At 57.8% G+C, this 23,917-nt stretch carries 24 protein-coding genes; 8 read left to right on the forward strand and 16 right to left on the reverse strand.

What is annotated here, in order from left to right:
* Positions 1-26: 26 nt before the first annotated feature.
* Positions 27-1,538 (reverse strand): CoA-acylating methylmalonate-semialdehyde dehydrogenase, encoded by a 1,512-nt coding sequence (locus WA411_RS10395; RefSeq protein ID WP_291906149.1) that lies wholly within the window; start codon positions 1,536-1,538, stop codon positions 27-29.
* Between the two features lie 186 nt (positions 1,539-1,724).
* On the opposite strand from WA411_RS10395, the gene WA411_RS10400 reads away from it, so the two are divergent.
* Positions 1,725-2,633: a LysR family transcriptional regulator gene (locus WA411_RS10400; protein WP_153633801.1), complete on the forward strand. Its 909-nt coding sequence runs from the start codon at positions 1,725-1,727 to the stop codon at positions 2,631-2,633.
* On the opposite strand, the gene WA411_RS10405 is transcribed toward WA411_RS10400, so the two are convergent.
* The 8 genes from WA411_RS10405 to WA411_RS10440 all read right to left on the reverse strand — a co-directional run bounded on the left by WA411_RS10405 (position 2,620) and on the right by WA411_RS10440 (position 11,188).
* Positions 2,620-3,405 carry a ZIP family metal transporter gene (locus WA411_RS10405; protein ID WP_069182912.1) on the reverse strand — a complete coding sequence of 262 codons (786 nt, stop codon included), beginning with the start codon at positions 3,403-3,405 and terminating at the stop codon, positions 2,620-2,622. The two genes, WA411_RS10400 and WA411_RS10405, sit on opposite strands and share 14 nt — an antisense overlap.
* Before the next feature lie 105 nt (positions 3,406-3,510).
* Entirely contained in the window at positions 3,511-4,611 is a 1,101-nt protein-coding gene (locus WA411_RS10410; protein ID WP_291906146.1) for an NADH:flavin oxidoreductase, read from the reverse strand.
* Between the two features lie 105 nt (positions 4,612-4,716).
* Positions 4,717-5,007: a SelT/SelW/SelH family protein gene (locus tag WA411_RS10415; RefSeq protein ID WP_136629409.1), complete on the reverse strand. Its 291-nt coding sequence runs from the start codon at positions 5,005-5,007 to the stop codon at positions 4,717-4,719.
* The gene (locus WA411_RS10420) at positions 5,004-5,939 is read right to left on the reverse strand and encodes an alpha/beta fold hydrolase (RefSeq protein ID WP_291906143.1); all 936 of its coding nucleotides are present in this window, start codon (positions 5,937-5,939) and stop codon (positions 5,004-5,006) included. The genes WA411_RS10415 and WA411_RS10420 overlap by 4 nt, the downstream gene beginning before the upstream one ends.
* Positions 5,926-6,378, reverse strand: coding sequence for a hypothetical protein (locus tag WA411_RS10425; RefSeq protein WP_291906141.1), 453 nt, complete (start codon positions 6,376-6,378; stop codon positions 5,926-5,928). Before WA411_RS10425 ends, WA411_RS10420 begins: the two co-directional genes overlap by 14 nt.
* 32 nt (positions 6,379-6,410) lie before the next feature.
* A complete protein-coding gene (locus WA411_RS10430) occupies positions 6,411-8,099 on the reverse strand; it encodes a L,D-transpeptidase family protein (protein ID WP_291906140.1) in 1,689 nt (562 codons plus the stop codon).
* 66 nt (positions 8,100-8,165) lie between these two features.
* Positions 8,166-9,227 (reverse strand): PA0069 family radical SAM protein, encoded by a 1,062-nt coding sequence (locus WA411_RS10435; RefSeq protein ID WP_291906138.1) that lies wholly within the window; start codon positions 9,225-9,227, stop codon positions 8,166-8,168.
* An 83-nt stretch (positions 9,228-9,310) separates the two neighbouring features.
* Positions 9,311-11,188, reverse strand: coding sequence for a methyl-accepting chemotaxis protein (locus WA411_RS10440; RefSeq protein WP_291906135.1), 1,878 nt, complete (start codon positions 11,186-11,188; stop codon positions 9,311-9,313).
* 96 nt (positions 11,189-11,284) lie between these two features.
* Between WA411_RS10440 and WA411_RS10445 the strand changes: the two genes are divergently transcribed.
* On the forward strand, positions 11,285-12,061 hold the full coding sequence (locus tag WA411_RS10445; protein WP_136629403.1) for a TSUP family transporter: 777 nt from the start codon (positions 11,285-11,287) through the stop codon (positions 12,059-12,061).
* 15 nt (positions 12,062-12,076) lie between these two features.
* On the opposite strand, the gene WA411_RS10450 is transcribed toward WA411_RS10445, so the two are convergent.
* Complete coding sequence (locus tag WA411_RS10450; RefSeq protein ID WP_069182920.1) at positions 12,077-12,742, reverse strand: AbiTii domain-containing protein; 666 nt, start codon at positions 12,740-12,742, stop codon at positions 12,077-12,079.
* Between the two features lie 191 nt (positions 12,743-12,933).
* Between WA411_RS10450 and WA411_RS10455 the strand changes: the two genes are divergently transcribed.
* A complete protein-coding gene (locus WA411_RS10455; protein WP_291906131.1) occupies positions 12,934-13,590 on the forward strand; it encodes a protein-L-isoaspartate(D-aspartate) O-methyltransferase in 657 nt (218 codons plus the stop codon).
* 22 nt (positions 13,591-13,612) lie between these two features.
* Here WA411_RS10455 and WA411_RS10460 read toward each other — a convergent pair whose 3' ends face one another.
* Together WA411_RS10460 and WA411_RS10465 are read right to left on the reverse strand one after the other, a co-directional pair.
* On the reverse strand, positions 13,613-14,419 hold the full coding sequence (locus tag WA411_RS10460; protein ID WP_153633792.1) for a DUF1338 domain-containing protein: 807 nt from the start codon (positions 14,417-14,419) through the stop codon (positions 13,613-13,615).
* Complete coding sequence (locus tag WA411_RS10465; protein ID WP_291906128.1) at positions 14,409-15,524, reverse strand: arginine N-succinyltransferase; 1,116 nt, start codon at positions 15,522-15,524, stop codon at positions 14,409-14,411. The genes WA411_RS10460 and WA411_RS10465 overlap by 11 nt, the downstream gene beginning before the upstream one ends.
* A 117-nt stretch (positions 15,525-15,641) precedes the next feature.
* On the opposite strand from WA411_RS10465, the gene WA411_RS10470 reads away from it, so the two are divergent.
* Both WA411_RS10470 and WA411_RS10475 read left to right on the forward strand, forming a co-directional pair.
* Positions 15,642-16,070 carry an Lrp/AsnC family transcriptional regulator gene (locus tag WA411_RS10470; protein ID WP_069182924.1) on the forward strand — a complete coding sequence of 143 codons (429 nt, stop codon included), beginning with the start codon at positions 15,642-15,644 and terminating at the stop codon, positions 16,068-16,070.
* Between the two features lie 339 nt (positions 16,071-16,409).
* Entirely contained in the window at positions 16,410-18,092 is a 1,683-nt protein-coding gene (locus WA411_RS10475; protein ID WP_291906126.1) for an AMP-binding protein, read from the forward strand.
* Positions 18,093-18,208: 116 nt separating this feature from the next.
* Here WA411_RS10475 and WA411_RS10480 read toward each other — a convergent pair whose 3' ends face one another.
* The gene (locus tag WA411_RS10480) at positions 18,209-18,403 is read right to left on the reverse strand and encodes a hypothetical protein (RefSeq protein WP_291906125.1); all 195 of its coding nucleotides are present in this window, start codon (positions 18,401-18,403) and stop codon (positions 18,209-18,211) included.
* Between the two features lie 129 nt (positions 18,404-18,532).
* On the opposite strand from WA411_RS10480, the gene WA411_RS10485 reads away from it, so the two are divergent.
* Positions 18,533-19,432: a LysR family transcriptional regulator gene (locus tag WA411_RS10485; protein ID WP_291906123.1), complete on the forward strand. Its 900-nt coding sequence runs from the start codon at positions 18,533-18,535 to the stop codon at positions 19,430-19,432.
* Positions 19,433-19,438: 6 nt separating this feature from the next.
* Here the strand turns inward: WA411_RS10485 and WA411_RS10490 are convergent, their stop codons facing one another.
* Positions 19,439-20,044, reverse strand: a complete 606-nt coding sequence (locus tag WA411_RS10490) for a transglycosylase SLT domain-containing protein (RefSeq protein WP_418766803.1) — start codon at positions 20,042-20,044, stop codon at positions 19,439-19,441.
* 201 nt (positions 20,045-20,245) lie between these two features.
* Between WA411_RS10490 and WA411_RS10495 the strand changes: the two genes are divergently transcribed.
* The gene (locus WA411_RS10495) at positions 20,246-21,076 is read left to right on the forward strand and encodes a DUF2059 domain-containing protein (protein WP_291906121.1); all 831 of its coding nucleotides are present in this window, start codon (positions 20,246-20,248) and stop codon (positions 21,074-21,076) included.
* Here the strand turns inward: WA411_RS10495 and WA411_RS10500 are convergent.
* Entirely contained in the window at positions 21,048-22,127 is a 1,080-nt protein-coding gene (locus WA411_RS10500; protein ID WP_291906120.1) for an MBL fold metallo-hydrolase, read from the reverse strand. The two genes, WA411_RS10495 and WA411_RS10500, sit on opposite strands and share 29 nt — an antisense overlap.
* Before the next feature lie 97 nt (positions 22,128-22,224).
* On the opposite strand from WA411_RS10500, the gene WA411_RS10505 reads away from it, so the two are divergent.
* Positions 22,225-23,406 (forward strand): M24 family metallopeptidase, encoded by a 1,182-nt coding sequence (locus WA411_RS10505; RefSeq protein ID WP_291906118.1) that lies wholly within the window; start codon positions 22,225-22,227, stop codon positions 23,404-23,406.
* Positions 23,407-23,515: 109 nt separating this feature from the next.
* Here WA411_RS10505 and WA411_RS10510 read toward each other — a convergent pair whose 3' ends face one another.
* On the reverse strand, positions 23,516-23,794 hold the full coding sequence (locus tag WA411_RS10510; protein ID WP_048495872.1) for a peptidylprolyl isomerase: 279 nt from the start codon (positions 23,792-23,794) through the stop codon (positions 23,516-23,518).
* Positions 23,795-23,917 lie beyond the last annotated feature (123 nt).

Below are 23,917 nucleotides of genomic sequence, written 5' to 3' on the forward strand. Positions count from 1 at the left end.
CGCTCTCTCCGCAGCTGCGTCTGTCGTTATTTGGCTGTTGGCATCACAAATTCGGCGCCGGCATCAATGGAATCGGACCAGCGCTGCATGATGGATTTCTGGCGCGTGTAGAACTTTACGCCCTCTTCGCCGTAGGCGTGGGTATCGCCAAACATGGAGCGCTTCCAGCCACCAAAGCCATGCCATGCCATGGGGACAGGGATGGGGACGTTAATTCCGACCATGCCGACCTGGATCCTGCGGCCAAATTCCCGAGCGACGCTGCCGCTCTCGGTAAAGCAGCTTACGCCGTTACCAAATTCATGATCATTGATCAGGCGGATGGCGGTGGCGATATCCGGTACCCGGACACAGGCCAGAACCGGGCCAAAAATTTCTTCCTTGTAAATCGTCATGTCGGGCGTGACATGATCAAACAGTGAACCGCCCATCCAGAAGCCATCGGCACAGCCATCGCCCGTGTTCGACGCATCGAACTCGCGGCCATCGACCACCAGTTCAGCGCCTTCGGCCACACCCTTGTCAATGTAGCCGGTAATGCGCTGGTGTGCGGCGGCAGTCACAATCGGGCCCATCTCGGCATCAAGCTGTTCGCCGTTTTTTACTTTCAGGGCACGGGCTCTTTCGGCAAGCCGGGGCATGATCTTGTCCGCAACATCGCCAACAAGCACGGCCACGCTGATGGCCATGCAGCGTTCGCCGGCACTGCCATAGGCGGCGCCGATCAGCGCGTCAACGGCTTTGTCCAGATCGGCATCCGGCATGACGACCATGTGGTTCTTGGCGCCGCCAAGGGCCTGAATGCGCTTGCCGTGTTTTGCGCCTTTCTCGTAGAGCAGGTTGGCAATGGGGGTAGAGCCGACAAAGCTGAGGGCCTGAACATCCGGGTGCTCGATCAGGGCGTTCACCGCCTCTTTGTCACCCTGGACCACATTGAATACGCCATCGGGCAGGCCAGCCTGTTTCAGCAGGTCGGCAATCATCAGGGACGCGCTTGGGTCCAGCGGGCTGGGCTTCAAAACGAAGGTGTTCCCTGCGGCGATCGCTACCGGAAACATCCACATGGGCACCATGGCCGGGAAGTTGAAGGGGGTTACGCCGGCGACCACGCCCAGGGGCTGGCGGGTGGTCCAGTTGTCGATTCCGGTGCTGACCTGCTCGGTGTAATCGCCCTTCAGAAGCTGGGGAATACCACAGGCAAACTCGACAATGTCGATGCCCCGGGCCACTTCGCCCTGGGCGTCTGTGAACACCTTGCCGTGTTCCGCGGTGATGGCGCGGGCCAGATCATCCTTGTGCATGTTCAACAGCTCCAGAAACTTGAACATGACCCGTGCCCGGCGGATGGGCGGGGTGTCGGCCCAGGCGGGGAAGGCTGCATCGGCGGCAGCAACAGCAGCGTTCACATCCTCGCGGTTGGCCAGGGCCACCCGTCCGGTTTCCTGGCCGGTAGCCGGGTTGAATACCTCCTGGGAGTGGCTGGATGTGCCGGGAGATATTTGGCCATTAATATAATGCTGGATGGTTGCTTCGGTCATGGATGCCTCTGTCTGTTCGTGCTCAGCCTCTAAAATGGGACAGAATGTTTGATTCTGCGGGCTAAAATGAGCGTTGATTAATATCTGACCATATAGGTTAGGGGTGGCTATTGGGTAAAGCAATTGAGATTTTTAAAAGCGAAATATAAGTTAATCTTATATCGTGTCCTGTAAGCGAGGTCTTCTATGCATCCCCTTCAGAGCCTTCGGGCATTCGTTACCGTGGCGCGGGAGGGTAGCGTTTCCCGTGCAGCAATTCGCCTTCACCTGACCCAGCCCGCCGTTAGCCTGAAGCTTAAGCAATTGCAGGATGAGTTAGGGCTGAAACTGTTTCTACGCAAACCCCAGGGGCTGGTCCTGACACCGGATGGCCAGGCTCTGCTCCCGCCGGCAGAGAAAGCGCTGGCAGCCGTGGCCGCCTTTGAGCAGAGCGCCCGGGCAATGCACAGCACGCTGCGAGGGCGATTGCGCATCGGTACCATTGTGGATCCAGAATTCATCCGTCTCGGTGCGTTTCTGCGCCGGTTGGTCGAACGGGCGCCTCAACTGGAGACCGAACTAAGGCAGGGCATGAGCGGCAGCGTATTGGAGCAGGTACGGGATGGCCGGCTCGACGTCGGCTTTTTTCTGGCTCCGCCGGGTGTTGGGCCGGGGTCACTGGCACCCGATGTGACTCATCGTGAGCTGACCCGGTTCAACTATTATGTTGTTGCCCCCGCGGGCTGGGGGCCGAGAATTCGGTCTGTGCAATGGTCTGATCTGGCCACCATGCCCTGGATTGTGACGCCCGAGGACTCCGTTCATCACCGGCTACTCAAAGGCACTCTGGATCCCATGGGCTTAATGCCCCGTGGCGTGGCTCAGGTCGATCAGGAGGCCTGCATGCTGGACCTGGTTCGGGCCGGAGTGGGCCTCAGCCTCGCCAGGGATGCGCTGGCCATGGCTGAGCGCCAGGAAACCGGTCTGGAAATTGTCGATGGGGTACAGTTGCCTTGCGCACTCAGTTTTATATGGCACCGGGACCGGCAGGACGAGCCGCTGATAGCCGAGGCGCTGGAAGCCCTTGCGGGCGTCTGGGCTGTTAGCCCAGCGTAGCATCCAGGAACATCATCACGGCGAAACCGACCATCAGGCAGAAGGTGGACATGATCTTCCACTGGCGATGGTGAGTTTCCGGGATGATCTCATTGCTGATGATGAACAGCATGGCGCCCGCTGCGAAGCCCAGGGTCCAGGGCATCAGGGGCTCGGCCAGCCACACCAGGGTAGCGCCGAACAGGCCACCCAGGGGTTCGGCAAGGCCGGTCATGAGGGCTATGGCGAATGCCTTGGTACGGGAATAGTCGATGGCAAGCAGGGAAAATGCCACGGCCAGCCCTTCCGGGATGTTTTGAAGCCCGATGCCGGTGGCCAGCACGTACCCGTTATTGACGTCGCCGCCAGCAAAACCGACACCCACGGCCATACCCTCGGGAAAGTTGTGAAGGGTGATGGCGACGATGAAAAGCCAGATGCCGCGAATATAGGAGGCGTCCGGTCCTTCCCGGCCCAGCTCGAAGTGCTGGTGTGGGAGTCTCTGGTGAACGAAATAGAGCGCGGCAGCTCCAGATAGCAGACCGAAAATGACGATCAGGGCGGAAGTCCAGGTTTCGCCGGTAATCTGCTCCCCATACTCCAGTCCCGGCAACAACAATGAAAAAAATGAAGCTGCGAGCATGACACCCGCGGCCGACGCGAGCATTCCGTCCTGCAGTTTATGGGTCAGGGTGCGAACAAGGAACACGCCCAGTGCGCCGACGCCGCTGGCGAGGCCAGCCAACAGACTGGCCATGGTTCCCAGCCAGACAATACTGATGTCAGAGGTCATTCAGTCTCCCTTTCGCTTGTGATGTCAGCATAGCAGTTCGAAGTAGCTACGCAGGAGGAACCCAGCTGGGTTCCTCCTGCAACATCGATAGGGAGGCAGAGACAATCAGGCGACGTTTTGCTTGCGCCAGGCCAGTTCGTTGGTAATCGTGGCCTTCGGTTGCAGCATCGCGAAATCGATGTCTGCTATCTCTTTGCCGTCTTTGAGTCGCTGCACGAAGTCGGGGTTTGCGAGCGCTTTCTTGCCGACCGCAAGCAGGGTGTGGGGGAACTGGTTGGCAACGTCCTGGCAATTGGTTTCATCAATGCTGCCGTTGAGGATCAGGTTGATGCCTTCAACGCTGGCCGCCACGCTAGCCAGACTTTCGTTTCCTTCCGCAAAGTGCTTCCGGTTCACGTCACCGTCGGTGGTGTGAACGAAGTCGGCACCGGCATCACGCACGGCTTCCACAATTTGGCGGAACCCTGCTGCACCCTCGGGCAACTGGTAGTCGGGGTCGGTTACGGTGCCCTGGGACAGTCGAATGCCGACGGTAAAGTTCTCGCCAACAGCCTCCCTTACTGCGCGGACGACTTCCACCACCAGGCGAAGCCGGTTTTCCAGTGCTCCGCCGTACTCATCCTCGCGGCGATTGAAATACGTGCTCAGGAACTGATTCAACAGGTAGCCATTGGCACCGTGAATCTCAATACCGTCAAACCCGGCGGCCTTCGCATTGGCGGCGGATTGTGCGAAACCATCAACAGCCGCCTGAATGTCGGCCTTGGTCATGGCCGCAGGGGTTTGCCATTCAGTCTGGTCACCGTAAAACCCAAGCGGTGCGCCTTTGGGTGTGACTTCACTGGGGCCCTGGGGCTGTTCGGTGAAACGGTTTGCCTGGAACTGCGCGCCGGCGTGCATAAGCTGAACAATGATTTTGCTGCCTGCGGCGTGAACCCGATCGACAATGGCTTTCCAGCCATCGATCTGTTCCTGGTTTATTATGCCGGGTTGGTTGGCATAGCCCTGACTTGCCTTGTCGTCGGTGTAGGTGCCTTCAGTGATCACCAGTCCGAAGCCGCCTTTTGCATAGCCTTCGTAGTGATCGGCCATCAGGGCATTCGGAGTGCCGTCTGGCTCTGCGCTGGTCCGCGTCATCGGTGCCAGGGCGAATCGGTTAGGTACCTCAATGGTGTTGAACTTTATGGATTGCATCACGTCGCTCATAGATACCCTCACATATAAGTGAATTGATGGGCACCTACTATCGGGCCGCGCCTCGGACTCTTAAAGCGAAGAATATCGACGCACCCTGTCAATATTTTTGAACGATTATTCTGAGGAGGCGGATTTATTGTCCGAATGCCCAAGCGAGCGGTCCGGCGCAATCTGATCCCGAACCAGCTGTTTGAGTCGGGTAATTTCCGGGAAGCCACCGTCCTCCTTGCGAGACCAGATGCGCTTGTCATTGACCCATACCTCGAAAACCCCGCCAGTGCCGGGATGCAGGCTGAGCTCACTGATTTCACTTTCGAAGGTTGTCAGCAGCTCCTGTGCCATCCAGGCCGAACGCAAAAGCCAGCGACAACCCGTGCAGTAATGGATATCAATTTTGTTGGTCATGATGATGCGTGTAACTCCTTTCTCTTCTCGCTGCCCAATTGCAGCGTGAGACGTTGAAAAAGCTGATCCTGAAATTCCCGGGATAGGGGGTAAAGATGCCCGAGCCCGGGCATTGTGATCAGTTCCCCGGCAGGTAGGTTTTTGGTGAGATGGAGAGCATAGTCCATGGGTACGAATGGATCCTCTTCGCCCTGGTAGATGAGTACCGGGGTCCGGACTTCACGAAGGCTGAATCCCCAGTTTCCAAGCTCTGTCAGCAAATCGGTGGTAATGGCTCGTCCGCCACTGTTAAGACACATGAGCTGATCTCTCCGGAATTCTCCCCCGTTAATTAACGCCTGCAAGAGCTTGCGATCGCTCCGGCTGGCCATTTCCTCGGCACCTTTGAGATACAGCCCCGGGTGACGCCTGGACAGCCAGACCATCAAGGTGACAGCCAGTCGGGTCAGTCGGGGGCTGAGCCGGACCAGCTGCGGGCCTGGCCATCTTGTGGCCTGAAGCAGTCCGCCGGAGCCCGGATATTCGGCAAAATGTGTGAGACCGGAAAGGCAGACACCGAGATCAACCCTACCCGCCAGTCTGTAACAGCAAGCCAGGGTCCGCGAACCGCCGCTGGACCAGCCGATATGACAGAAATGGGTAAGCTCCAGTGAATCGGCAAGCTGTTCGATATCGTCCGGGTAATCGAGAAGTCTGCGCCCGGGTTGGAAATCGGAGTTGCCGATACCGGGACGGTCCGGGCTCAGGATGCGAAACCCGTGCTCCCGGGCTTTGTCGTGAAAAAAGCGGCCCTCGAGACGGCTGCCCGGCATGCCGTGACCAAAGACAATCGGGTAGCCAAGAGGATCGCCAACGTCTGTGTAGGCCAAAATCCTGCCATCTCTGAGCGTCAGAACCCGATCCCACTGGCCAGCGGCGTTAGTCCGTGTCATGGGTTGGATAGACCGAACGGGACAGGGTAGGGGCACAGCCGACGACGCCTCGGGCCTGTTTGTGGGCGTGGAGATACCAACGCTGGCCGGGTTCTGCAAATGTGGTTTTGCTCACGGAGAAGTCCGAATTTTCCATGGTTGCCGGAATTGGCGAGCCGTCGGCGTGGCGATATACACAGCTCACGCCGATGGTCAGCGCTGTGGCTACCGGTAGCTCAACAAAGCCGTCCTCTCTTACATCCGGCTCTTCGCCATTGATAGCAATGATCTTGAGACAGGGGCCGTAATGCACCTTCTCGAGATCATCCAGGTATTCGTTGAGACAATGACTGGCGCTGACGAAGACAGTGTCGGCCTCAATCCCGTCCTGGCCGGAGGGCAGCAACTGGCACCCCTGGAGTATCAGTATCACGAAAGCCACGAGCAGAATCTGTTTCATGATTTCTCCTCAACTGATGGGTGTATCCTGTTTCAGAGCTTTGCCCGTTCCGGATTCGAGACGGATACCGGTGTAGTGTAGCGCGTATCCCCCTCGGCGGTTTTCCGGAGCTGGTCGATCAGGCGGGCGTCGCGATTGTACAAATCATTGCGGAACTGCAGTTGTCCCTCGTTATCCACCCACGACGTCCAGTACTGGATATGCACAGGCACGGGTTTCGGGAGCACGACCGTCTCCGGTTCTGCCCCGGAAACCACCCGGTCAATCTTTTCCCTGGACCAGCCGGGCGCCGATGCCAGAAGCCGCTCTGCGAGATCGAACGGTTGCTCCACCCGGATACAGCCAGAACTGAATGATCGCTCGGCCCGGGAAAAAAGCCCGCGACCCGGCGTATCGTGCAGGTAAACATCGTACTGATTCGGAAACATGAACTTAACCTGCCCCAGGGCATTCTGGGGGCCGGGTTCCTGCACCAATTGGTACGGGAAGTTATTCCGGTTCAGTGATGACCAGTCAACGTCCAGCGGATCCAGCTTTTGCCGGTCAGCGCCCCAGCCACGGTAAACGCTGATATTGAGTCGGGAGAGATAGTCCGGATCCCGGACTATCTGTGGCAACTGATCCTGAATCATCACTGTGCGCGGTACGGTCCAGGTGGGATTGAATACCAGATACCGGATGCGGTCGCTGAACACCGGGGTTTGACGGAAGGGCTGGCCCACGATCACCCGTTTGCGCAGCACTTCTTCCCCGTTTTCGACCATCTTCATCTCAAATCCGGCGATATTGACCAGTACATAAGTGTCGCCCAGGGTTTCCGGCAGCCAGCGCCAACGTTCGAGCGTGGCGTCAATCTGGCGCAGTCGTTCCACCGGCATCAGGTTAAGGGCCGCTACGGTGTCGCGCCCGATAAGACCATCGGATTCAAGACCATGTCGGGCCTGGAAACCCATCATTGCGGCTTCAAGTTCCGCATCGTAGTCAAGCGGATCCGTACCGGTTTCAGTTCCCTGCGCAAGCTCTCCCAACAGAGAGAGTCTGCGGCGAATTTCACTCAGCCGCTCATCGCTGTCGCCGGGGCGAATGGTCGGGCGAGAGGCCAGAGGTAACCAGGGCTGGCCCAGCAATCTGGTCAGTTCCTGTCGTGCAGTCATCAACTTTCGGTAGGCGGGATCGGATGGCCGCAACGAATCCAGTGTGCCGGTGATGTCCGAGCGCTCCAACGCATCCCGCAGAACGGATTCCATCTGGCGTTGGCGCCGATTGGCCGTCCACTCTGCGTGGACCGTTTGTGGGTTGACCTTGCCGACCAGCATATGTGAGCTGAGCATCAGAAAGGCGTCAGAGAAAAGCAGATCCAGATCGGCCCTCAGGTCCTCAGAGAAATCGCTCATGGGTCTGAGCGTCAGCCCGGAAAGAATATCCGCGTGATAGTCAGCCGGGTTCAGGCCGTCATCGCTGGCTTGTTCAACCGAATCAATCAATTGCCGGCGAAGCTCGGCTGATTGCCATACTCGCTGGTATCCGTTGGCGCCATAAAAGGCAGACAGTGCCTGATGGGCCATTAACCTGTTTCCGAGCACCTGCACCGGGAAACCGGCCTCCATGGCTTCAATCCTGGAGACAATGGCTTCGTCTGCGGCCAGGCAGCTGGGTTGCCAGAGGGTGGCAAACAGGGCAAACAAGGTCGGGGCGAGATAACAACGTCTGATTCCATGCATGGATGTTCTCCACCTCATCCTTGAGAGGCTTTAAATTGCGGTGGTCGGAGGGACGGTACTTTGATGCTACCACAGTGGCATTTGTTCCCCACCTGGTCGCCGGAAAAGATCCTTCCGCAGCGGTTCCTCTTCATGGAGGTTGAGCCCAAGCCGTCGTGCCTTTTTGGTGAAGCGTTGGCGAATCAGATCCGAGTAGGGGCCCGTGCCGGTCATCCTGCGGCCGAAGGTGGCGTCGTAACTCTTGCCGCGTCGCAGGTCGCGCATCCGGTTCATCACATGCTCTGCCCTTTGCGGAAAATGCCGGTGCAGCCAGTCCTGGAACAGTTCGTCCAGTTCGTGGGGCAATCGGAGCATAATCCAGCTGGCGCGGGTAGCGCCCGCGTCCGCAGCGGCTTCGAGAATGGACTCGATTTCGTGATCGTTGATGAAGGGGGTCACCGGTCCAAGGATAATCCCGGTTGGAATGCCGGCCGCCGAGAGCTGCCTGATCATCTTCAGGCGAGTGGCCGGAGCGGCTGTCCTTGGCTCCATGCGTCGTTTCAGATCGTTGCTGAGACTGGTGAGGCTGATACGCACAGAACAGAGCCCCTCGGAGGCCATATTGGCGAGAAGATCAAGGTCCCTGAGAATGAGAGCACCCTTGGTAATGATCGATACCGGGTGGCGGTACTCGGCAAGAACCTCCAGCACCTGGCGGGTGATTTTCTGATCCCGTTCAAGGGGCTGGTAGGCATCGGTATTGACGCCCAGGGCAATCGGCGAAACCCGGTAGCCGGGCTTGTCCAATTCTTCTCGCAGCTGCGCTGCAGCGTTCGGCTTGGCGATCAGCCGGGTCTCGAAATCCAGCCCTGGTGACATGTCCCAGTACGCATGGGTAGGGCGGGCAAAGCAGTAAATACACGCGTGCTCGCAGCCGCGATAGGGGTTTATGGACTGATCAAATGGCACATCCGGAGAGGTATTGCGGCTGATGATGGATCTTGCGGTTTCCTCAATGACTTCAGTGGCCAGGGTATCGGGATTGAGGTCGTCCTCGGGATCGTTATACCAGTCGGGGTCGACCTCTCGGTCAGTAACAATGGGCTGGAAACGGTTGTGGGGATTCAGGGCGGTGGCGCGAGTTTTCATGGGCATACCCGATACTGTTTAAATGTACAGTATCGGGTATGCTAACCTCTGTAAACCGCCCGCGCAACCGCTGTTTCAGCGAGTCAGAGCCGAAAGCCCTGGGAGGCCTGGGTCAAGGCTGTTACCTGGGACGACAGTCGATCGATGTGGGCGTTGAGCTTTTGGCGGATATCCGCGGTTTCTCGCGTGTGGCCGTGAATCTGCTCAACCTTCTGGGCGATTTCCTCGGTGGTGGTTGATATCCCCTCAACCGACGACACCACCTGGTTCATATCCCCCGCCAGTTGTTGGATGGAGCTGGTGATCTGCTCGATCGAGTGAGCCGCCTCTTTTGAACTTTCCTCACCCTCGCCGGCGGACTTGAGGCCCTCTTTCATTAGTCCGGATATCGCCTGGGTTTCACGGTTCAGTGACTCCACGATGTCGGCGATGCCATTAGTGGCAGATACGGTTTTTTCTGCCAGGGATCGAACTTCGTCTGCCACAACAGAAAAGCCTCGCCCGGCCTCGCCGGCTCTTGCGGCCTCGATAGCGGCATTGAGAGCCAGCAGGTTGGTCTGCTCAGCGAGACCGTTAATGACGCCGACGATAGAGTTGACCTTCTCTCCGGTTTTGCTCAGCTGGCTTACCTGATCGTGGGTTTTCTGAATCCGCTCGGCAAGTTCGGTCATGGTTTTGGCGCTGCGCCTGACCACCTCGGCACCGGAATGGGCGGCCCCGTTGGCGCTCTGAACGGCGTCATTGACGGATTGGGTGTACTGGGCAATATCCACCGCGGTGTGGGAAATCTCCTGAACCGCCGTCGCCGTTTGCTCGGTTTCATCTTCGACCTGTTCGCCGTTTTTTCCCATCTGATCGATCAGTGCGTTCAGTTCGGTCTGAAGCACTGACAGCGTCCGATTACCCTCGACGACCTGGCCGATAACATCCGAGACATCGTCCAGCATTTTGTTCGCCGCCTGGCCAAGGCGATTGAATTCATCATTCGGATTGCGGCCCGGCTCGAGGCGTTGGCTGAGGTCCCCGCCAGCAACCCGGGTCAGCAGGTTTACGGTTTCATTGAGCCGCCTGACCAGGGTGCTGGAGGCCGTCGTGAGTGTGAGTACGAGGATGATGACGACCGCTGCGGCGGTTGCAACGATGAGCCATGTTGAAGCTGTCCTGGCTGTGTCAGCCTGTTCGCTCGTTGCCACAATGATCTCACGGCGGAGCAGGGTGTTCTGTTCCGAGATCAGATCCCTGATTTGAGTGCCGGCGCCCGCGAGCTGGTTCTCGATCGCGGACAGATCCGCGATCAGCGTCTCGGCGTCGGAAAAAGCATCGTCGAAGGCCTGTACCGCCTTGCCAATGTCGATTTCCTGCCAATCCATTTCTGTGACCGTGGCCTGCATCCGCTCCAATGCTTCCCGTGTGGTCTGGGCGTAGGTCGCGTCGAAGGTTGCCAGGTAATCGCGGTAGGTAGAGGCGATAGTGTTGATGTCGTCGTTGAAGATCGAGATGCTGATTTGCCGGAGCCTCTCATCAATCGCATTGGACATCGTTGCTCTCAGGCCATCCGACGGGGTGAGCCCGAGTTGTTGGCTCAGGGCCAGCCATTGCGTGCGAAGTCGGGTATACTCCGCAACCTGTTTGTGGATTTGTTGTGCCGTGGTCTTTACGGCGTCGCCCGGGAGGGTTTGCGCTGATTCATTGAGTGCCGATGACTGGGTGGCCAGTGACGCCAGCCGCTCCTGATAGGTTTCAACCTGGCTTGGCTCCAGGCTTTCGCTCATTCTCTCGAGGCCCAGCCAGTCGTTCAGCAGGGTGAGGGATGCTGATTCGTAGGCTCTCGCTTCGCTTTGGGCCTCGTACGCGTCCGATACCCTGCCAAGACCGCTCAGTGATGCCAGTGTGGCAATGGCCAGGCCAATCAGTGTGGCAACAATCAACAACAGGAACTTCTGTTTCCATGACAGGGCCATTCTCATCCTCCGGACAATGTTATTTTTCTTCGCAAATAGCTGAGTTTAGACCAGTTCCGGACAAATGACGGCCCTTTTGACGACAACCGGGAATCCATGTCTGATCTCGCAATTTACCAATATCTGCTGATTGCACTGATTTTCGTCTGGAGTGGTTTTGTCCGTTCCGGGCTGGGATTTGGTGGTGCCGTTCTGTCCCTGCCATTCTTGCTGCTGGTTCTGGATCAACCGTTGGTCTTCTTGCCGATCATTGCGGTTCATCTCCTTGTGTTTTCTTCCCTGACCATCTGGATGAACAACCGCAGAGGGTCGGGTGAGCAACGTCAGGCGGGAACGGGAACCGTCGACTGGCAATACCTCTGGCGAATTCTCGGCATCATGATCGTGCCCAAGCTGATTGGCGTGTTTGGCCTGATTACTATGCCGTCCGACATTCTCAGCGCCATCATATTCGTGATCGTGGCGCTTTATTCGGTGTCCTACATCGTTAACCGGCCGTTCCGCAGTGGCAGCAAAACGGTGGACGCGATCTTCCTGATGGTGGGGGGCTACATCAGCGGCACATCCCTGATTGGCGCCCCCCTGATCATAGCCGTGGCAGCCCAGCATTTGCCGAAAGAGAAACTCAGGGATACCTTGTTTGCCCTGTGGTTCATTCTGGTGCTGATCAAGATGGCCGCTTTCGTGTGGGCCGGCGTCGATCTTCAGCTTATCCACCACCTCTGGCTGTTGCCCTGTGCCGCGGTGGGCCATGTCATCGGGCTTTACGCTCACGACCGGATTCTCCGGGCAGAGACTCCGGTCTTCTTCCGGTTGTTGGGTACGGTGCTGCTGCTGGTGAGCAGCATCGGGATTGTCAGCGTCTTGTGGTAAGCGGAGTGGCGGGCTTCAGCCCGCGCGTCCGAACACCCTCTCGAAGAACCCAACCTCTCGTACGTCGGGTATCGGGAGGTTGTCGACTTCCTCCATGGCCCGTCGCCAGAATTTTTCGGGTTCATCCAGGTGGGCCACTTTAGCCCGCTCATCCGGGCTGTAGTGATTGTGTTCTCCGGCAATACCCTCGGCCATGAGGTCCTGGGTCCAGAGGTAGATCGCGGCGCGAACGGTTCTCAGCAGCCGGCAATAGGCGTCGCGGCTCAGATTGATAGCCAATTCGGCCGTCAGATTGATCTGCTTCTGCAGCACCGCCATCTCGTCTTTTTCCAGCAGCACCCGGTTGCCGTTGCCCTTTTTGCAGTTCACGCAGATTTTCTCGAGGGCTTTTACCCCCTCGGGCAGGTCCATGTAACCGAATTCCTCTTTTTGCTGATCATCTACCGGTGCAGGAATCCAGCCGTATTGGGGAGATTTGGCAACGATGTGTCCGTGCAACCCACGCCGGTACGGCGGTGCGGCTGCAACATCCTGGTAGCCGTCAAATTCGGTACGCAGCCAGGCCGCCATTTTCCGGTGGCGAAGCATCATGGCAAGGGTGATGGCTGAGGGCATGATCTCTTCGAGCAAATCGGAGGAATCCCGCGTGCGCTCGTCAAGATGGTTCACGGATGTTGACATTTCTCCTCCTCGACAACGGGGTTCCCGGTGTTCCTTCCCGTTGCACGTTTGTTGTTTTTGGCGTTCGGTAGTTGTATCTGTCATTGCCGGTGACTAAAAAGTAGTCAGATAATGTTGGGTGCGCCGTTGTAAAAAAGTTACTGCTTTGTAACTTCCGGTAATCAGCCAGACCACGGGAAGGGATCAAGACAATGAATCGGGATAACGGCTTCGAATCGCGCAGAGCTTCCATGGTGGATTATCAGCTTCGTGCCCGGGGAATCGAATCGCCGCTGGTGCTGGAGGCCATGGGCCGGGTGGCGCGTGAACGCTTCGTTCCCGAGCGCATGCGGGACTGCGCCTACGATGACAGCCCCCTGCCTATCGGGGCCGGGCAGACCATTTCGCAGCCTTATATCGTGGCGTTAATGACAGAAGCCCTGGACCTGGAGGGCGGGGAAAGGGTTCTCGACATAGGTACCGGCTCCGGTTATGCAGCCGCGGTTCTCGGGTGCATTGCCGGTGAAGTGTTCAGTATTGAACGGGTAGAGGAACTGGCCGATCGCGCTGCCCGTACGCTTGCCGCCGAGGGGTTTGACAATGTCGAGGTTTGCTGTGGCGACGGCACCATGGGTTGGCCGGAGCACCAGCCTTACGACGGTATCGTCGTGGCTGCGGGCGCGCCAGCTGTGCCCGAAACGTTAAAGCATCAGCTTGCGGTTGGCGGGCATCTGGTCATTCCGGTGGGCTCGGAGCATTCCGTGCAAACACTAATGCGCGTTACCCGCCTGGCAGAGGATGAATTCCGGACCGATAACCTGGGCGCGGTGCGGTTTGTCCCCCTGCTCGGCGAGCAGGGGTGGTCTTGACGGTCAGATCTGACGCGCTGGATCAGCTGCCAGCGTTTGTGCTTTCGAAGATCTTGTCGGCGGATGCCGCCACGAAACCCGAGTAGAGCTGGCCATCGGGTTTCGGATAACGCAGGGCAAACTCGTAGAAACAGCTGGGTATGGTCACTGTCTGGTCGGCAAACGCCACAGGTACACGGTCAGCCATGGTTGATGATTGCTCCAGCAGGTCTTCCGGCGAGCCCTTCACCTCCCCGCCAGATGCATTTACCTTGTAGCCATGAGCTTTCAGCAACTGGTTGATTTCCGGCACCGAGCGGAACTGGTCCAGATGGTTGATGCTGACCGTGAAATGGTTGGCGCGATAGCCCCAGGCGGCCATCCAGGCCGCGTATTCGCTTTCCTTCATCAACTCGCGGTAGGTGCCGTAATCGACTTGCCAGTGGCGCCCCGAATACAGGAAATCATCGGCGGCAACCGCTTCCGGCCTTACCTGTTCAACAAGCCGCTTCACCACAGACTGTAACTCCGGCGAACATTGCTCCACCAGCAGCTCGGAGATGAAAACCTTGGGAAGCTCCAGGGAGGGGTGCTCATAATGCCTGGCATAGAGTTTCTTAGCCTCGAAATGGTATTCACCGCCCTGACGGTAGCCGAGGCTGAGAAAGTGCTCGGCCAGGGCGTCCAGGCGCACCGGATCCAGGTTGAAGGTTCGAAGCGCAATATGATCGTTGACGATGGCCTGCCCCTCTTCGGCGCCCAGGATTTTATGTATACGTTCGGCAGAGGGCGTCACCTGCCGATAGGACTCCCATAGCCTCTCGAACAGGGTGTCCGGATCAGTATGCATAGCGAATCTCCTCATTAGCCTGTTTGTGACGGGGCGGTTGGCGCTTCTGTGACTGCTTGTTGGTCTGGCCCAGGGGCAGGCAGCACACCAGACTGCCGTCGCCAAGGTCCAGTTGCTTTGCGATTTGCGGTTCCACCACAAGGTCATTGCTGTATGTGGTCGGCCAGACCTGATCGGTCACCGTAGCCCTGAATTCTGAACAACTGGCATTGGCAACTATAGCGGATTTACCGGTTCCTCCCGAATTGTCCGCCGGATCCTGTTGCCCGGTCACGGTGTTTGCCAGGAACGTTTTCCGCACGCTGGCAATGTCTGACCTGCGGCACTCCAGGGTCGGTCCGCCGTCCAGAAGATCCAGGAACCCCCGGTGGCGAAAGCCTTCGCGTTCCAGCATATGCCGTGCCGCACGGGTGTCCTCGTGCACCTGACCGATAGCCGCGATGGCTTCACCGGTCATCTGCCGGGTATACAAGGGTGTGGCGGGGATGAACCGGTCAATGAAGCCGCTCTGGCCGCAGCAGGCCAGCTGTGTTGCAGACATGAAATCCAGATCCGCCACCTGGTGCCTGAGCCAGTCCCAGAACGGAGATTGGCCAGAAGCATCTGAAACACCGCGCATTTCTGCGATCACGGTGTCTGCGAACCGCTCCGGGTGCAGGGCCATGAAGAGAAAACGCACCCTGGAGAGCAGTTTGCCGGCATTGGCCCGTCGAAATTCAGGCCGAAGGTACAGCGAACAGACCTCGGTGCAACCGGTGTAGTGCTGGCAACGGGTCAGGCTTTCCTCAATCTGACGTTTCTGTCGATCTTCTGCGTGATGAATAACGGCATTGCGACGAAAATGGACGAGAGGGCGGTTGACGCCAGCGGCGGCTTCAATTCCGGTGGTGCCCATAATATCGCCGGTCGTGCTGTCTTCCAGCACGAAAAGATAATGTTCATCGCCTGGCTTCGTTACCGTTCGGGCGAAGCTTTCCACCGAGTGATCGATCTTTCGACTCAGGGCATCGCGATCCGGCATCAGGGAGGTGAAGCCAGGGCCGGATTCAGTGGCGATCTGTTCCAGGGCATCGAGATCCCTGGGGGCGATTGGTCGAATTATCATGGCGAGGATCCTGAGCATTGTTTCGGCTCAGTATGAAAGGCGAGGCTGCCAGATTGCAGCTGCATAACGGTCGAAATGGTCTACAATAACGGCAAATTGATAAGGAGTTTTGGCAGAATGATCAGTTCTCAGGATCAGAAGCTATTGATGCTGCTGAGGCAGAATGCCCGGGCCAGTATTACCGAGCTGGCGAAGGCCATGCATGTGTCACGGTCAACGGTACAGAATCGCATCGCGCGGTTGGAGGCCAGCGGGGTGATCCGCGGCTACTCGGTGCAGTTGGGTGGGGAGTTTTCTGCCAGCCAGGTGGAGGCGCACGTATCGATCAAGGTTTTCCAGAAACTGACTAGCCGGACCAATGCCGCACTGGAGGGGATCAGCCAGGTTTCGCAGCTGTTCTCGGTGAGCGGAGAGTACGACCTGATTGCCATCGTGCAGGCCCAGTCCCTGGAGGAGCTGAGCGCTGTGCTGGATGACATCGGCAATCTGGAAGGAGTTGAGAGGACCAACTCTGCCGTGGTCCTCGAAACCCGGTTCCGACGCTAGAAAATCCTGCTCCGATCAGGACCCCAGCATTCCGGCGTAGGCACTGTAGAAGAAGGCACCCGAACCCAGAAGAATGATGCCCCAGGCGGGAAAGATCAAAAACGAACGTTTTGCTTTGCTCATGGCCATATCCAATTTGCTCGGAAAGTGGAGTCACACTATTCACAGTAGCTCAAACTTGACAAATGTTACGAAAAATTTTGAGGAACAGCTCTCAGACGAGGATTAATTTGCCAATCGTGCGGGCACTAAATGCTATTGAGCGGGTCTGAAATGACGCTAGTATGAACAGGAATTGCAAACCAAAACATAAAGTAAAATAACAAAAAGGAGCCGTTTATGGCGGTAGATCCCCGGAAGCAGACCTCACTCCATTGCCTGTACTACTGGGCAGAGGAAACCCCCGATAACGTTTATCTTACCCAGCCGTACCCGGATGGCCGTGTCGAGGATATTACCTGGAAGCAGGCTGCCGACCAGGTGTCCAGGATGGCCGCTTACCTGAACAGCCTGGAACTGCCCGAGCCCAGCAATATCAGTATCCTCGGCAAGAACAGTGCGCACTGGATCCTTGCCGACCTGGCGATCTGGGCGGCGGGCCACGTTTCCGTGCCGCTCTATCCCACGCTCAACGGTGACACGGCCGCTTACGTGCTTGAGCACAGTGAGGCAAAGTTGTTGTTCCTCGGCAAACTGGATGGCACCGCGGACGGCTGGAACGACATCAAGAACCACATTCCGGACGACCTACCGATCATTTCGCTGCCCATGTCGCCACGGGACGACACCCCGAAATGGCTGGATATCATCGCCGACCAGCAACCGGCAGAGCCCAAATTGCCAGATCCGGACAACCTGGCCACCATTGTGTATACCTCGGGCAGCACCGGCCGTCCCAAAGGCGTCATGCACAGTTTCCGCACCATGATTTCGGTGGCCGATGGCCTGCAGCAGTTGTTCCCGGTTTCCTCTGATGAACGCATGCTGTCCTATCTGCCGCTGGCTCATGTAGCGGAGCGCGCAGCGGTCGAAACACAGTCCCTCTATTACGGATTCCACCTCTACTTTGCGAATTCCCTGGATACCTTCCAGGAAGACCTGCAGCGGGCAAGGCCCACTCTGTTTTTCTCGGTCCCGCGTCTGTGGATGAAGTTCTATCTGGGTGTTAACGCAAAATTGCCACCGAAGAAGCAGAAGCTGCTCTTCAACCTGCCCATTATCAGCGGTCTGGTCAAAAAGAAGGTTCTGAAACAGCTGGGACTGGACTATTGCCGGGCAGCCCTTACCGGCGCGGCGCCGCTGTCAGCGGATATCGTCAACTGGTATCGCAATCTCGGGCTGGAGCTGTTGGAAGTGTATGGAATGTCGGAAAACTTCGGGTATTCCCACGCCAACCGGCCGGGTCAGGCGCGCGCCGGCTCTGTAGGTATGGCCAATCCTGGAGTTGAACACCGTATCGGCGAGGGTGGCGAGGTGCAGGTGAAAAGCCCGGGCCAGATGCTGGGCTACTACAAGAATGAAGAGAAAACCAAAGAGGACCTTACTGACGACGGCTTCCTGAAAACCGGCGATATGGGCGAAATTGACCGGGACGGTACCCTCCGGATCACTGGCCGGGTAAAAGATCTGTTCAAAACGTCCAAGGGCAAGTACGTGGTTCCGGTGCCCATCGAGAACCGCTTCAATCATCCCAAGGCCGAGGTGGTCTGTGTCGCTGGCGCGAACCAGCCTCAGCCTTGCCTGATGGTCCTGCTTTCCGAGGAAGCCCGGGATGAACTGGAAACCGGCGCTGATCGCGGTGAGCTGGAGCAGGAACTCGCGGCCGAGCTGGACGCGGTGAACGCGGAGTGCGAGTCCCACGAGAAGGTCGCCTTTGTGGTTGTGGTCCGGGAACCCTGGACCATGGAAAACGGCATGCTAACGCCGACCATGAAGATCAAGCGGAACGTGATTGAAGACTTCTACAACCAGAAGATGGACGACTGGTTCAGCCAGAAGAGGAAAGTCGTCTGGGAATTTTGATCCGCTAACGCAAAACGCCGGTGGCCCCAAGGGTACCACCGGCGTTTTCAAATCCTTATGTTCTTTCTGTTCTCAGCCTGAGCGATCTCCCCGCTCATGCCAGACCCAGCTGCCGTTTAGTGGCCGCCCTGCATCTGGCTCATGTCCGGAGCAACGATTGCTGCTTTCCGGTTGAAGTTCCGCATCTTACGACTGACAAACTGTACCGCCTGCTTTGCTGCAGCACGGGTATACTGGCGCCTGACCTCAGCACTGTTGTGGAGGATACTGGACGGCAGCGGGTTTACGGTTGCGATATGGTTCTGAGTCATAGCGCCTTCCTCCTTATTTCTGGTGAATTGATTAGCGATCTACCTTTAATTTACAGACGATTCTAAGGGTTCTTATTTGCAGCTCAAATACGTTAAAATCCCTACTCACGTTGCAAATATGCAGTAGCTATGGACTGGGATTATCTTCGATACATAAGGGCTCTGGCAATAGGTGGAACACTTGCCAAAGCCGGAGAATTACTGGGTGTGCACCAAACCACAGTTTTGCGTCGACTCGATCAGATGGAAGAGTCGATGGGTGTGCAGTTTTTTGAACGTAGCCGGGATGGATTGCATCTGACGCCGGTGGGCGAAACCGCGTTTCGGGAGGCCGAGCGGCTGGCCATCGAGATGGAAAATCTCGAACGAAAACTGGTTGGGCAGGATTCAGCGCCGGTCGGCAAAGTGAGGCTGGCGGCCGAAGACGCAATGATGAATGCATTGCTCAGCCCGATCCTTGCCGAGCTGGTGCGCGAGTTTCCGGACATAGAACTGGAAACCCTGACCGACAACGACGTGGCCAATCTGAGTCATCGCGAAGCCGACCTCACCCTGCGATCGGAAAACAAGCCCCAGGCAACGCTCGAAGGCGAGCGGATTGCGGCCATCGAGTCTGCCGTTTACGGGGCTGCGCGTTATTGCCGGCGTCACCGCAATATGGACATCGAGAATCACCCGGAAGGTTGCCTCTGGATCCTGCCGGATGAAACCTTCAGCCATCTGGCCACTGGTCGGTGGTACAGGAAGCACCTGAAGAATGTCACTTCTTTCATTCGCTGCAACAGCTTGCAATCCATGCATGCCCTGGCTAAAGCTGGTGCGGGGCTGGCGGTTCTGCCCTGCTATCTGGGGGAGAGCACCCGCGAACTGCGCCGCTTGTCGGACCCGCTGGAAGGTGAAAGTGTTGATCTGTGGCTGCATGTCAATCAGGACACCCAGCAAATGGCCCGGGTTCGCATTGTCATGGAATACCTGGTTGAACGACTTCAGGCTCTGGAGTCCCAACTGGAGATTTCTTCGACTTTTTAGCGCGCATCAGCCGCAAAATGGCCAGAACTGGTACCAGCGCCAGCACTGGAATTCCTGTTCGCAGGTTTTGAGCTGATTGTCATATTGGAAGGCCCGGTTCTGCACCCGTCCCGCAAGGTTCATGACGGCCGGCTTTTGCTCGAAACTCCTGCGAGCGTACCCTCCACGGCCCTCATGGTAGGCAAGATACAGCTTCCTGGGTGCTGAATAGGGAATACCCAGCTGTTGGTGGCTCAGCTGGTTGTACCAGCCGACGAAATCCAGCGCATATTCCATGTCGGTGCGCACGGTAAACCAGCCCTCGCCGTTGGCCACGAGATATTCCTGCCAGGCAGGGTCCAGTGCCTGGGCATATCCGTAGGCTGTTGTCGGCCTGGTCCAGGGGATAAATCCCCACAGTAGGGTTCGTGGCGGCCGGGCATGACTGCGGAACGAGGATTCGTAGTAGACGAACGCCATCTGGGTGGCGATGGGGGTGCCCCAGCGTTGCTCGGATTCGCTGGCGTAGTCGTACCAGACGGGGTGCTCCCGGAAAATTTCGCAGACATCTTCGGGATTTGCCGGGGGATCCGGTGCCAGAAGGCTGAAGCGAAGGGTTGCCCAGGTGCCCATCAACAGACCGAGTATCGGGAGCCCATACCATCTGGCCCGGCTTTTCCAGATCTCCAGAGTTGTGCGCCGGCCTCTGTTTCGCCGGCGAGGTGTTTTCCGTATTCCTACCAAACCGTCATCTCCGGCCCCCCGGGATTGCTTGCCGCACGCATCACACCCATGGCATAAGGGAATCAACGACACGTTCTGGATGATAGGTAAATGATGCGATTTCCCCTAATTAAACCTCTTTTAGTAACAGCCCTGCTGATGACCGGCACTGCCCAGGCGGCGCCGGATGCCCGGGAGGTGCTGGCAGTATCGCCTGTTGACGACATTGTGGCCCGCTACCCGGCGATGATGAGCCAGGGCATCCGTGAGGGGCTGAAGCAGAATGGTCAGCTCCCTCCGATGATGGCCAATACCATCGGCAACATTGTCAGCAGCGGCTTCAACTCGGTGGACATCGAGAAGCAGATCGTTAACGATCTGCAAGCCAGCCTCACCGACTCGCAGCTTCAGGCCGTTCATGACTGGTACGAAACTCCCGTGGCCAAAAAGATCTCCGCCGCCGAGATTGCGGCTTCCGAGCCCTCTGCCTGGCAGGAAATCCAGGCCAGAGCTGCAGAGCTGAACAGCCAGTACAAAGGTACTCGCAGAGCGGACATGTTCGATCGGTTTGATCGGGCGGCCCGGGCAACAGAGAGCGCGGTAGATACCACTATCGCAGTCCAGCTCGGTCTGGCAACTGCGATGGCGGCGTTCAGCAGTGATTCGGCCAATTATGAACAGCTGCGCCAGCGCATTGAAAGCCAGCGCAGCATGCTCAGGGGTGTTGTTGGCCAGCAGGTTTACGACAGCTATCTGTACACCTACCAGAACATCGGTGCACAGGAGATGGGCCTGTACCTGGAGTTTCTGGAGAGTCCGGCCGGTTCAGCCTTCTCGAAGGTTGTGACCAACAGCATTCAGCAGGCAATCATCGAGCCGGTGGAGAGTATCGGCAAGCAGATGTCGCGGTTTCTCAGTCCGGAATCGCCAGGCGTTCAGTGAATCCTGCAAGCTCCCTGTAGACGTCGTCCCGTTTGCGCTCATAGCGATGGGAAAAGTGGAATGCAATCAGTTGCCGAACGTTCGCCGCGTTAGCGATGTCGGCACACGCCCTGGTGGTAAGGTGATGCGTTCGCCGGGCCTGATCCTCGTCCACCGCCATGAAGGAGGCCTCACAGAACAGCGTGTGGGCCCCCTGGGCCAGATTCGTCATTTTCCGGATGTTATCGGGGGTGTCAGCGAAATCCGTGCCGTAGGCGATTTTTTCCCCCGGCGCCTGAATCAGGAGCTTGCGGGCCAGATCCTCAGCGCGATAGGTGCATCTGGCGTCGGGTGAGATCAGTTCATCCGGCCGCTGGCGCAGCACGGCCATTTTCAGGTCGTGTAGCCAGGGACCGGGTTTCAGATCTTCTGCCTTTAACCGGTCATTGCGCACCTGTAGCTTGCCGAAAGGTTCCAGGGTGAAAGCCAGAACAGGCGTGCCGTGGTCCAGCATGGCAGCACGAACCTGGAATTCCGGTTCCCGGCGTAGCACATCGCCAGGGGTGGGCTGGTCTTCCAGCACCGTGGGCGTGCTGTTGCCGGCGGTTATTCTCCAGCGCTTCAAGTGGTCGCCGTGCCATTCGTGAACCACGAATCTCGGGCCCCGATCCTCCACGCGATCCCACAGAATACCGCTGATCAATCCGGTGATGTGCCGCACCAACCCTGGTGGTCCGAACAGCCGGCAGGGCGGGAAGTGACCGATCCGGCTGCGAAGAAACCACATGAATCCCCCGATATGGTCGGCGTGGCAATGACTGATGAAAACGTCAGTTACCTGGTGCGCAGACCGGAGTGGCATGCGCCCGGTATCTCCCAGATCAAACAGAAGACTGCGGGCTTGATGCAGAAGCCTGAGCTGCAATAAAGGGTCACCGCAAACACCGTTCACGAGGGACGCGACCACAGGCCCTGCACGCACTGCCACTTGCGGATCGCTGGTAACGCTGGTCAGGGCGCCCAACTCGACGCTGACCTGGACAGCACCATCGCTCTGTTGCTTGCGGCCCATGGGGTCTCCCGATTGATGAATTATTCGGTGAGTGGGATTTGTGCAAAGCTGGAATAGGGTCCAATCTCCCTAGTATATGCCAGTGAGGAGTGCCGTTATGGATTTCAACGCCTATCAGAAAGCCTTGTCCTCACAATTGAGGGGGGTGGAATGTCCGTTTCCAGAGCAGGAACTTGCAGAGCGTCTGGCCCGTGTCCGGGACAGGATGGCCCGGGAGGATTTTGGTGCGCTGCTGCTGACTGATCCTTCCGACATTTTTTACCTGACCGGTTACAGCACCTTTGAGGTGTCTGTGCATGTGGCCCTGGTGGTTACCCAGGAGGACCTTCTGTTGCAGGTACCTTCCATTGAAATGGGGCCAGCCATGGTGACCACCCGGGTTGCCCGGGTCAGCGGCTACCGCTGGGAAGGCATCGGTGAAGTGCTCGAACCACTGGTCCAGGCCCTTAATGACGGCGTGGAAACGGTGGGCATTGATGCCTGGCACGGGTCCCTGCGCCATGGCGTGCTGGAAAGTTTGAAGGCACGGATGGCAAGCGTTAGGTTTCTGAACAACGGCGGTCTGTTGAAACAGATCCGGATCGTGAAGTCGGATGCCGAAATCCGTTTTTTGCGAGAAAGCGCGCGGATCACCGCCGAAGGTCTCAGGGCGGCCGTGGCCGCGGTCCAGCCGGGTGTCACCGACAATGACATCGCCGCCGAAGGTGCCCGGGCATTGCTGGAGGCTGGCAGTGAGTTTATGAGTATGCAGCCAATTGTCGTGACCGGGCGTCGCAGCAGCGTAATCCACTGCAATCACAAGCGCACGGTGGTGCAGGAAGGTGATCCGGTGTTTCTGGAATTCGGATCAGCCTGGCACCGCTACACCGCGCCGATGATGCAGACTGTCGTGGCCGGGGCAAAGCCCTCGTCTGAAATGAGAAAGGTACATGACGGCTGCCGGCGGGTTGTCGACACCCTGCTGGCATCGGTTCGCCCGGGGGTCACCTTCGATCAGGCCGCCCAGGACGCAGAGAGAGCACTCCAGCCATTGGCGGGCAAGGTGTTCTTCTCCGGCGTCTTCGGCTACACGGTGGGTGCACAATTCCCACCCTCCTGGGTAGAGGGCTCGGGCTTTATAGCCAGGGGCGGCAACATGGAGTTCCGACCCGGCATGGTCTTCCATCTTCCCATCTGCTTGCGCATTCCGGGGCAGTGGGGTATTGGGTGTAGTGAAACCATTCTGGTTACCGAAGATGGTGCGGAACCGATCACTAATAACCCCTGGACACTTGGGTAATCCGGCCCGCCAATAAACAGGAAGGGCGCAATGAGTAGCGAAGCCGCACCGGCCAGCAACGGCAGTTGCCGGCCGATGGTTGGTATTCCCGGTATGAAACCAGGAATCATCAGCTACGGCTGGTCACTTCCAGCAGGTGATAGCCGAATTGGGTCTTGACCGGACCGATGACCGTGTTCAGTTCGCTGTTGAACACCGCCTTGTCGAACTCCGGCACCATCTGGCCCGGGCCGAAGGAGCCCAGGTCGCCGCCATTGCGGCCGGAGGGACATGAGGAGTGCTGCTTTGCCACTTCGGCAAAGTCCTGACCGCCTTCAATCGCCTTCTTCAGTTCTTCACATTTTGCTTCGCTGTCTACCAGAATGTGGCGCGCTGTTGCCTGTGCCATGATCAATGTCCTTGTGTCGGATGAATGGGTACATCAGAATGGGAATGCTGCCCGCACAGCTCGCCGGAGGCAAGCCTTTTTATCCGTGTTTCTGCGGCCTCACAGTCCAACGGGCAAACCTGT

The organism is Marinobacter sp. CH_CUG1437-1 (genome assembly GCF_037029655.1).
GTDB lineage: Bacteria > Pseudomonadota > Gammaproteobacteria > Pseudomonadales > Oleiphilaceae > Marinobacter > Marinobacter salsuginis.

Excerpts from the sequence above, each read along its gene's own strand:
- WA411_RS10395 (WP_291906149.1), bottom strand. The coding sequence starts at position 1,538 with ATGACCGAAGCAACCATCCAGCATTATATTAATGGCCAAATATCTCCC.
- WA411_RS10400 (WP_153633801.1), top strand. The coding sequence starts at position 1,725 with ATGCATCCCCTTCAGAGCCTTCGGGCATTCGTTACCGTGGCGCGGGAG.
- WA411_RS10405 (WP_069182912.1), bottom strand. The coding sequence starts at position 3,405 with ATGACCTCTGACATCAGTATTGTCTGGCTGGGAACCATGGCCAGTCTG.
- WA411_RS10410 (WP_291906146.1), bottom strand. The coding sequence starts at position 4,611 with ATGAGCGACGTGATGCAATCCATAAAGTTCAACACCATTGAGGTACCT.
- WA411_RS10415 (WP_136629409.1), bottom strand. The coding sequence starts at position 5,007 with ATGACCAACAAAATTGATATCCATTACTGCACGGGTTGTCGCTGGCTT.
- WA411_RS10420 (WP_291906143.1), bottom strand. The coding sequence starts at position 5,939 with ATGACACGGACTAACGCCGCTGGCCAGTGGGATCGGGTTCTGACGCTC.
- WA411_RS10425 (WP_291906141.1), bottom strand. The coding sequence starts at position 6,378 with ATGAAACAGATTCTGCTCGTGGCTTTCGTGATACTGATACTCCAGGGG.
- WA411_RS10430 (WP_291906140.1), bottom strand. The coding sequence starts at position 8,099 with ATGCATGGAATCAGACGTTGTTATCTCGCCCCGACCTTGTTTGCCCTG.
- WA411_RS10435 (WP_291906138.1), bottom strand. The coding sequence starts at position 9,227 with ATGAAAACTCGCGCCACCGCCCTGAATCCCCACAACCGTTTCCAGCCC.
- WA411_RS10440 (WP_291906135.1), bottom strand. The coding sequence starts at position 11,188 with ATGGCCCTGTCATGGAAACAGAAGTTCCTGTTGTTGATTGTTGCCACA.
- WA411_RS10445 (WP_136629403.1), top strand. The coding sequence starts at position 11,285 with ATGTCTGATCTCGCAATTTACCAATATCTGCTGATTGCACTGATTTTC.
- WA411_RS10450 (WP_069182920.1), bottom strand. The coding sequence starts at position 12,742 with ATGTCAACATCCGTGAACCATCTTGACGAGCGCACGCGGGATTCCTCC.
- WA411_RS10455 (WP_291906131.1), top strand. The coding sequence starts at position 12,934 with ATGAATCGGGATAACGGCTTCGAATCGCGCAGAGCTTCCATGGTGGAT.
- WA411_RS10460 (WP_153633792.1), bottom strand. The coding sequence starts at position 14,419 with ATGCATACTGATCCGGACACCCTGTTCGAGAGGCTATGGGAGTCCTAT.
- WA411_RS10465 (WP_291906128.1), bottom strand. The coding sequence starts at position 15,524 with ATGATAATTCGACCAATCGCCCCCAGGGATCTCGATGCCCTGGAACAG.
- WA411_RS10470 (WP_069182924.1), top strand. The coding sequence starts at position 15,642 with ATGATCAGTTCTCAGGATCAGAAGCTATTGATGCTGCTGAGGCAGAAT.
- WA411_RS10475 (WP_291906126.1), top strand. The coding sequence starts at position 16,410 with ATGGCGGTAGATCCCCGGAAGCAGACCTCACTCCATTGCCTGTACTAC.
- WA411_RS10480 (WP_291906125.1), bottom strand. The coding sequence starts at position 18,403 with ATGACTCAGAACCATATCGCAACCGTAAACCCGCTGCCGTCCAGTATC.
- WA411_RS10485 (WP_291906123.1), top strand. The coding sequence starts at position 18,533 with ATGGACTGGGATTATCTTCGATACATAAGGGCTCTGGCAATAGGTGGA.
- WA411_RS10490 (WP_418766803.1), bottom strand. The coding sequence starts at position 20,044 with ATGGGCACCTGGGCAACCCTTCGCTTCAGCCTTCTGGCACCGGATCCC.
- WA411_RS10495 (WP_291906121.1), top strand. The coding sequence starts at position 20,246 with ATGATGCGATTTCCCCTAATTAAACCTCTTTTAGTAACAGCCCTGCTG.
- WA411_RS10500 (WP_291906120.1), bottom strand. The coding sequence starts at position 22,127 with ATGGGCCGCAAGCAACAGAGCGATGGTGCTGTCCAGGTCAGCGTCGAG.
- WA411_RS10505 (WP_291906118.1), top strand. The coding sequence starts at position 22,225 with ATGGATTTCAACGCCTATCAGAAAGCCTTGTCCTCACAATTGAGGGGG.
- WA411_RS10510 (WP_048495872.1), bottom strand. The coding sequence starts at position 23,794 with ATGGCACAGGCAACAGCGCGCCACATTCTGGTAGACAGCGAAGCAAAA.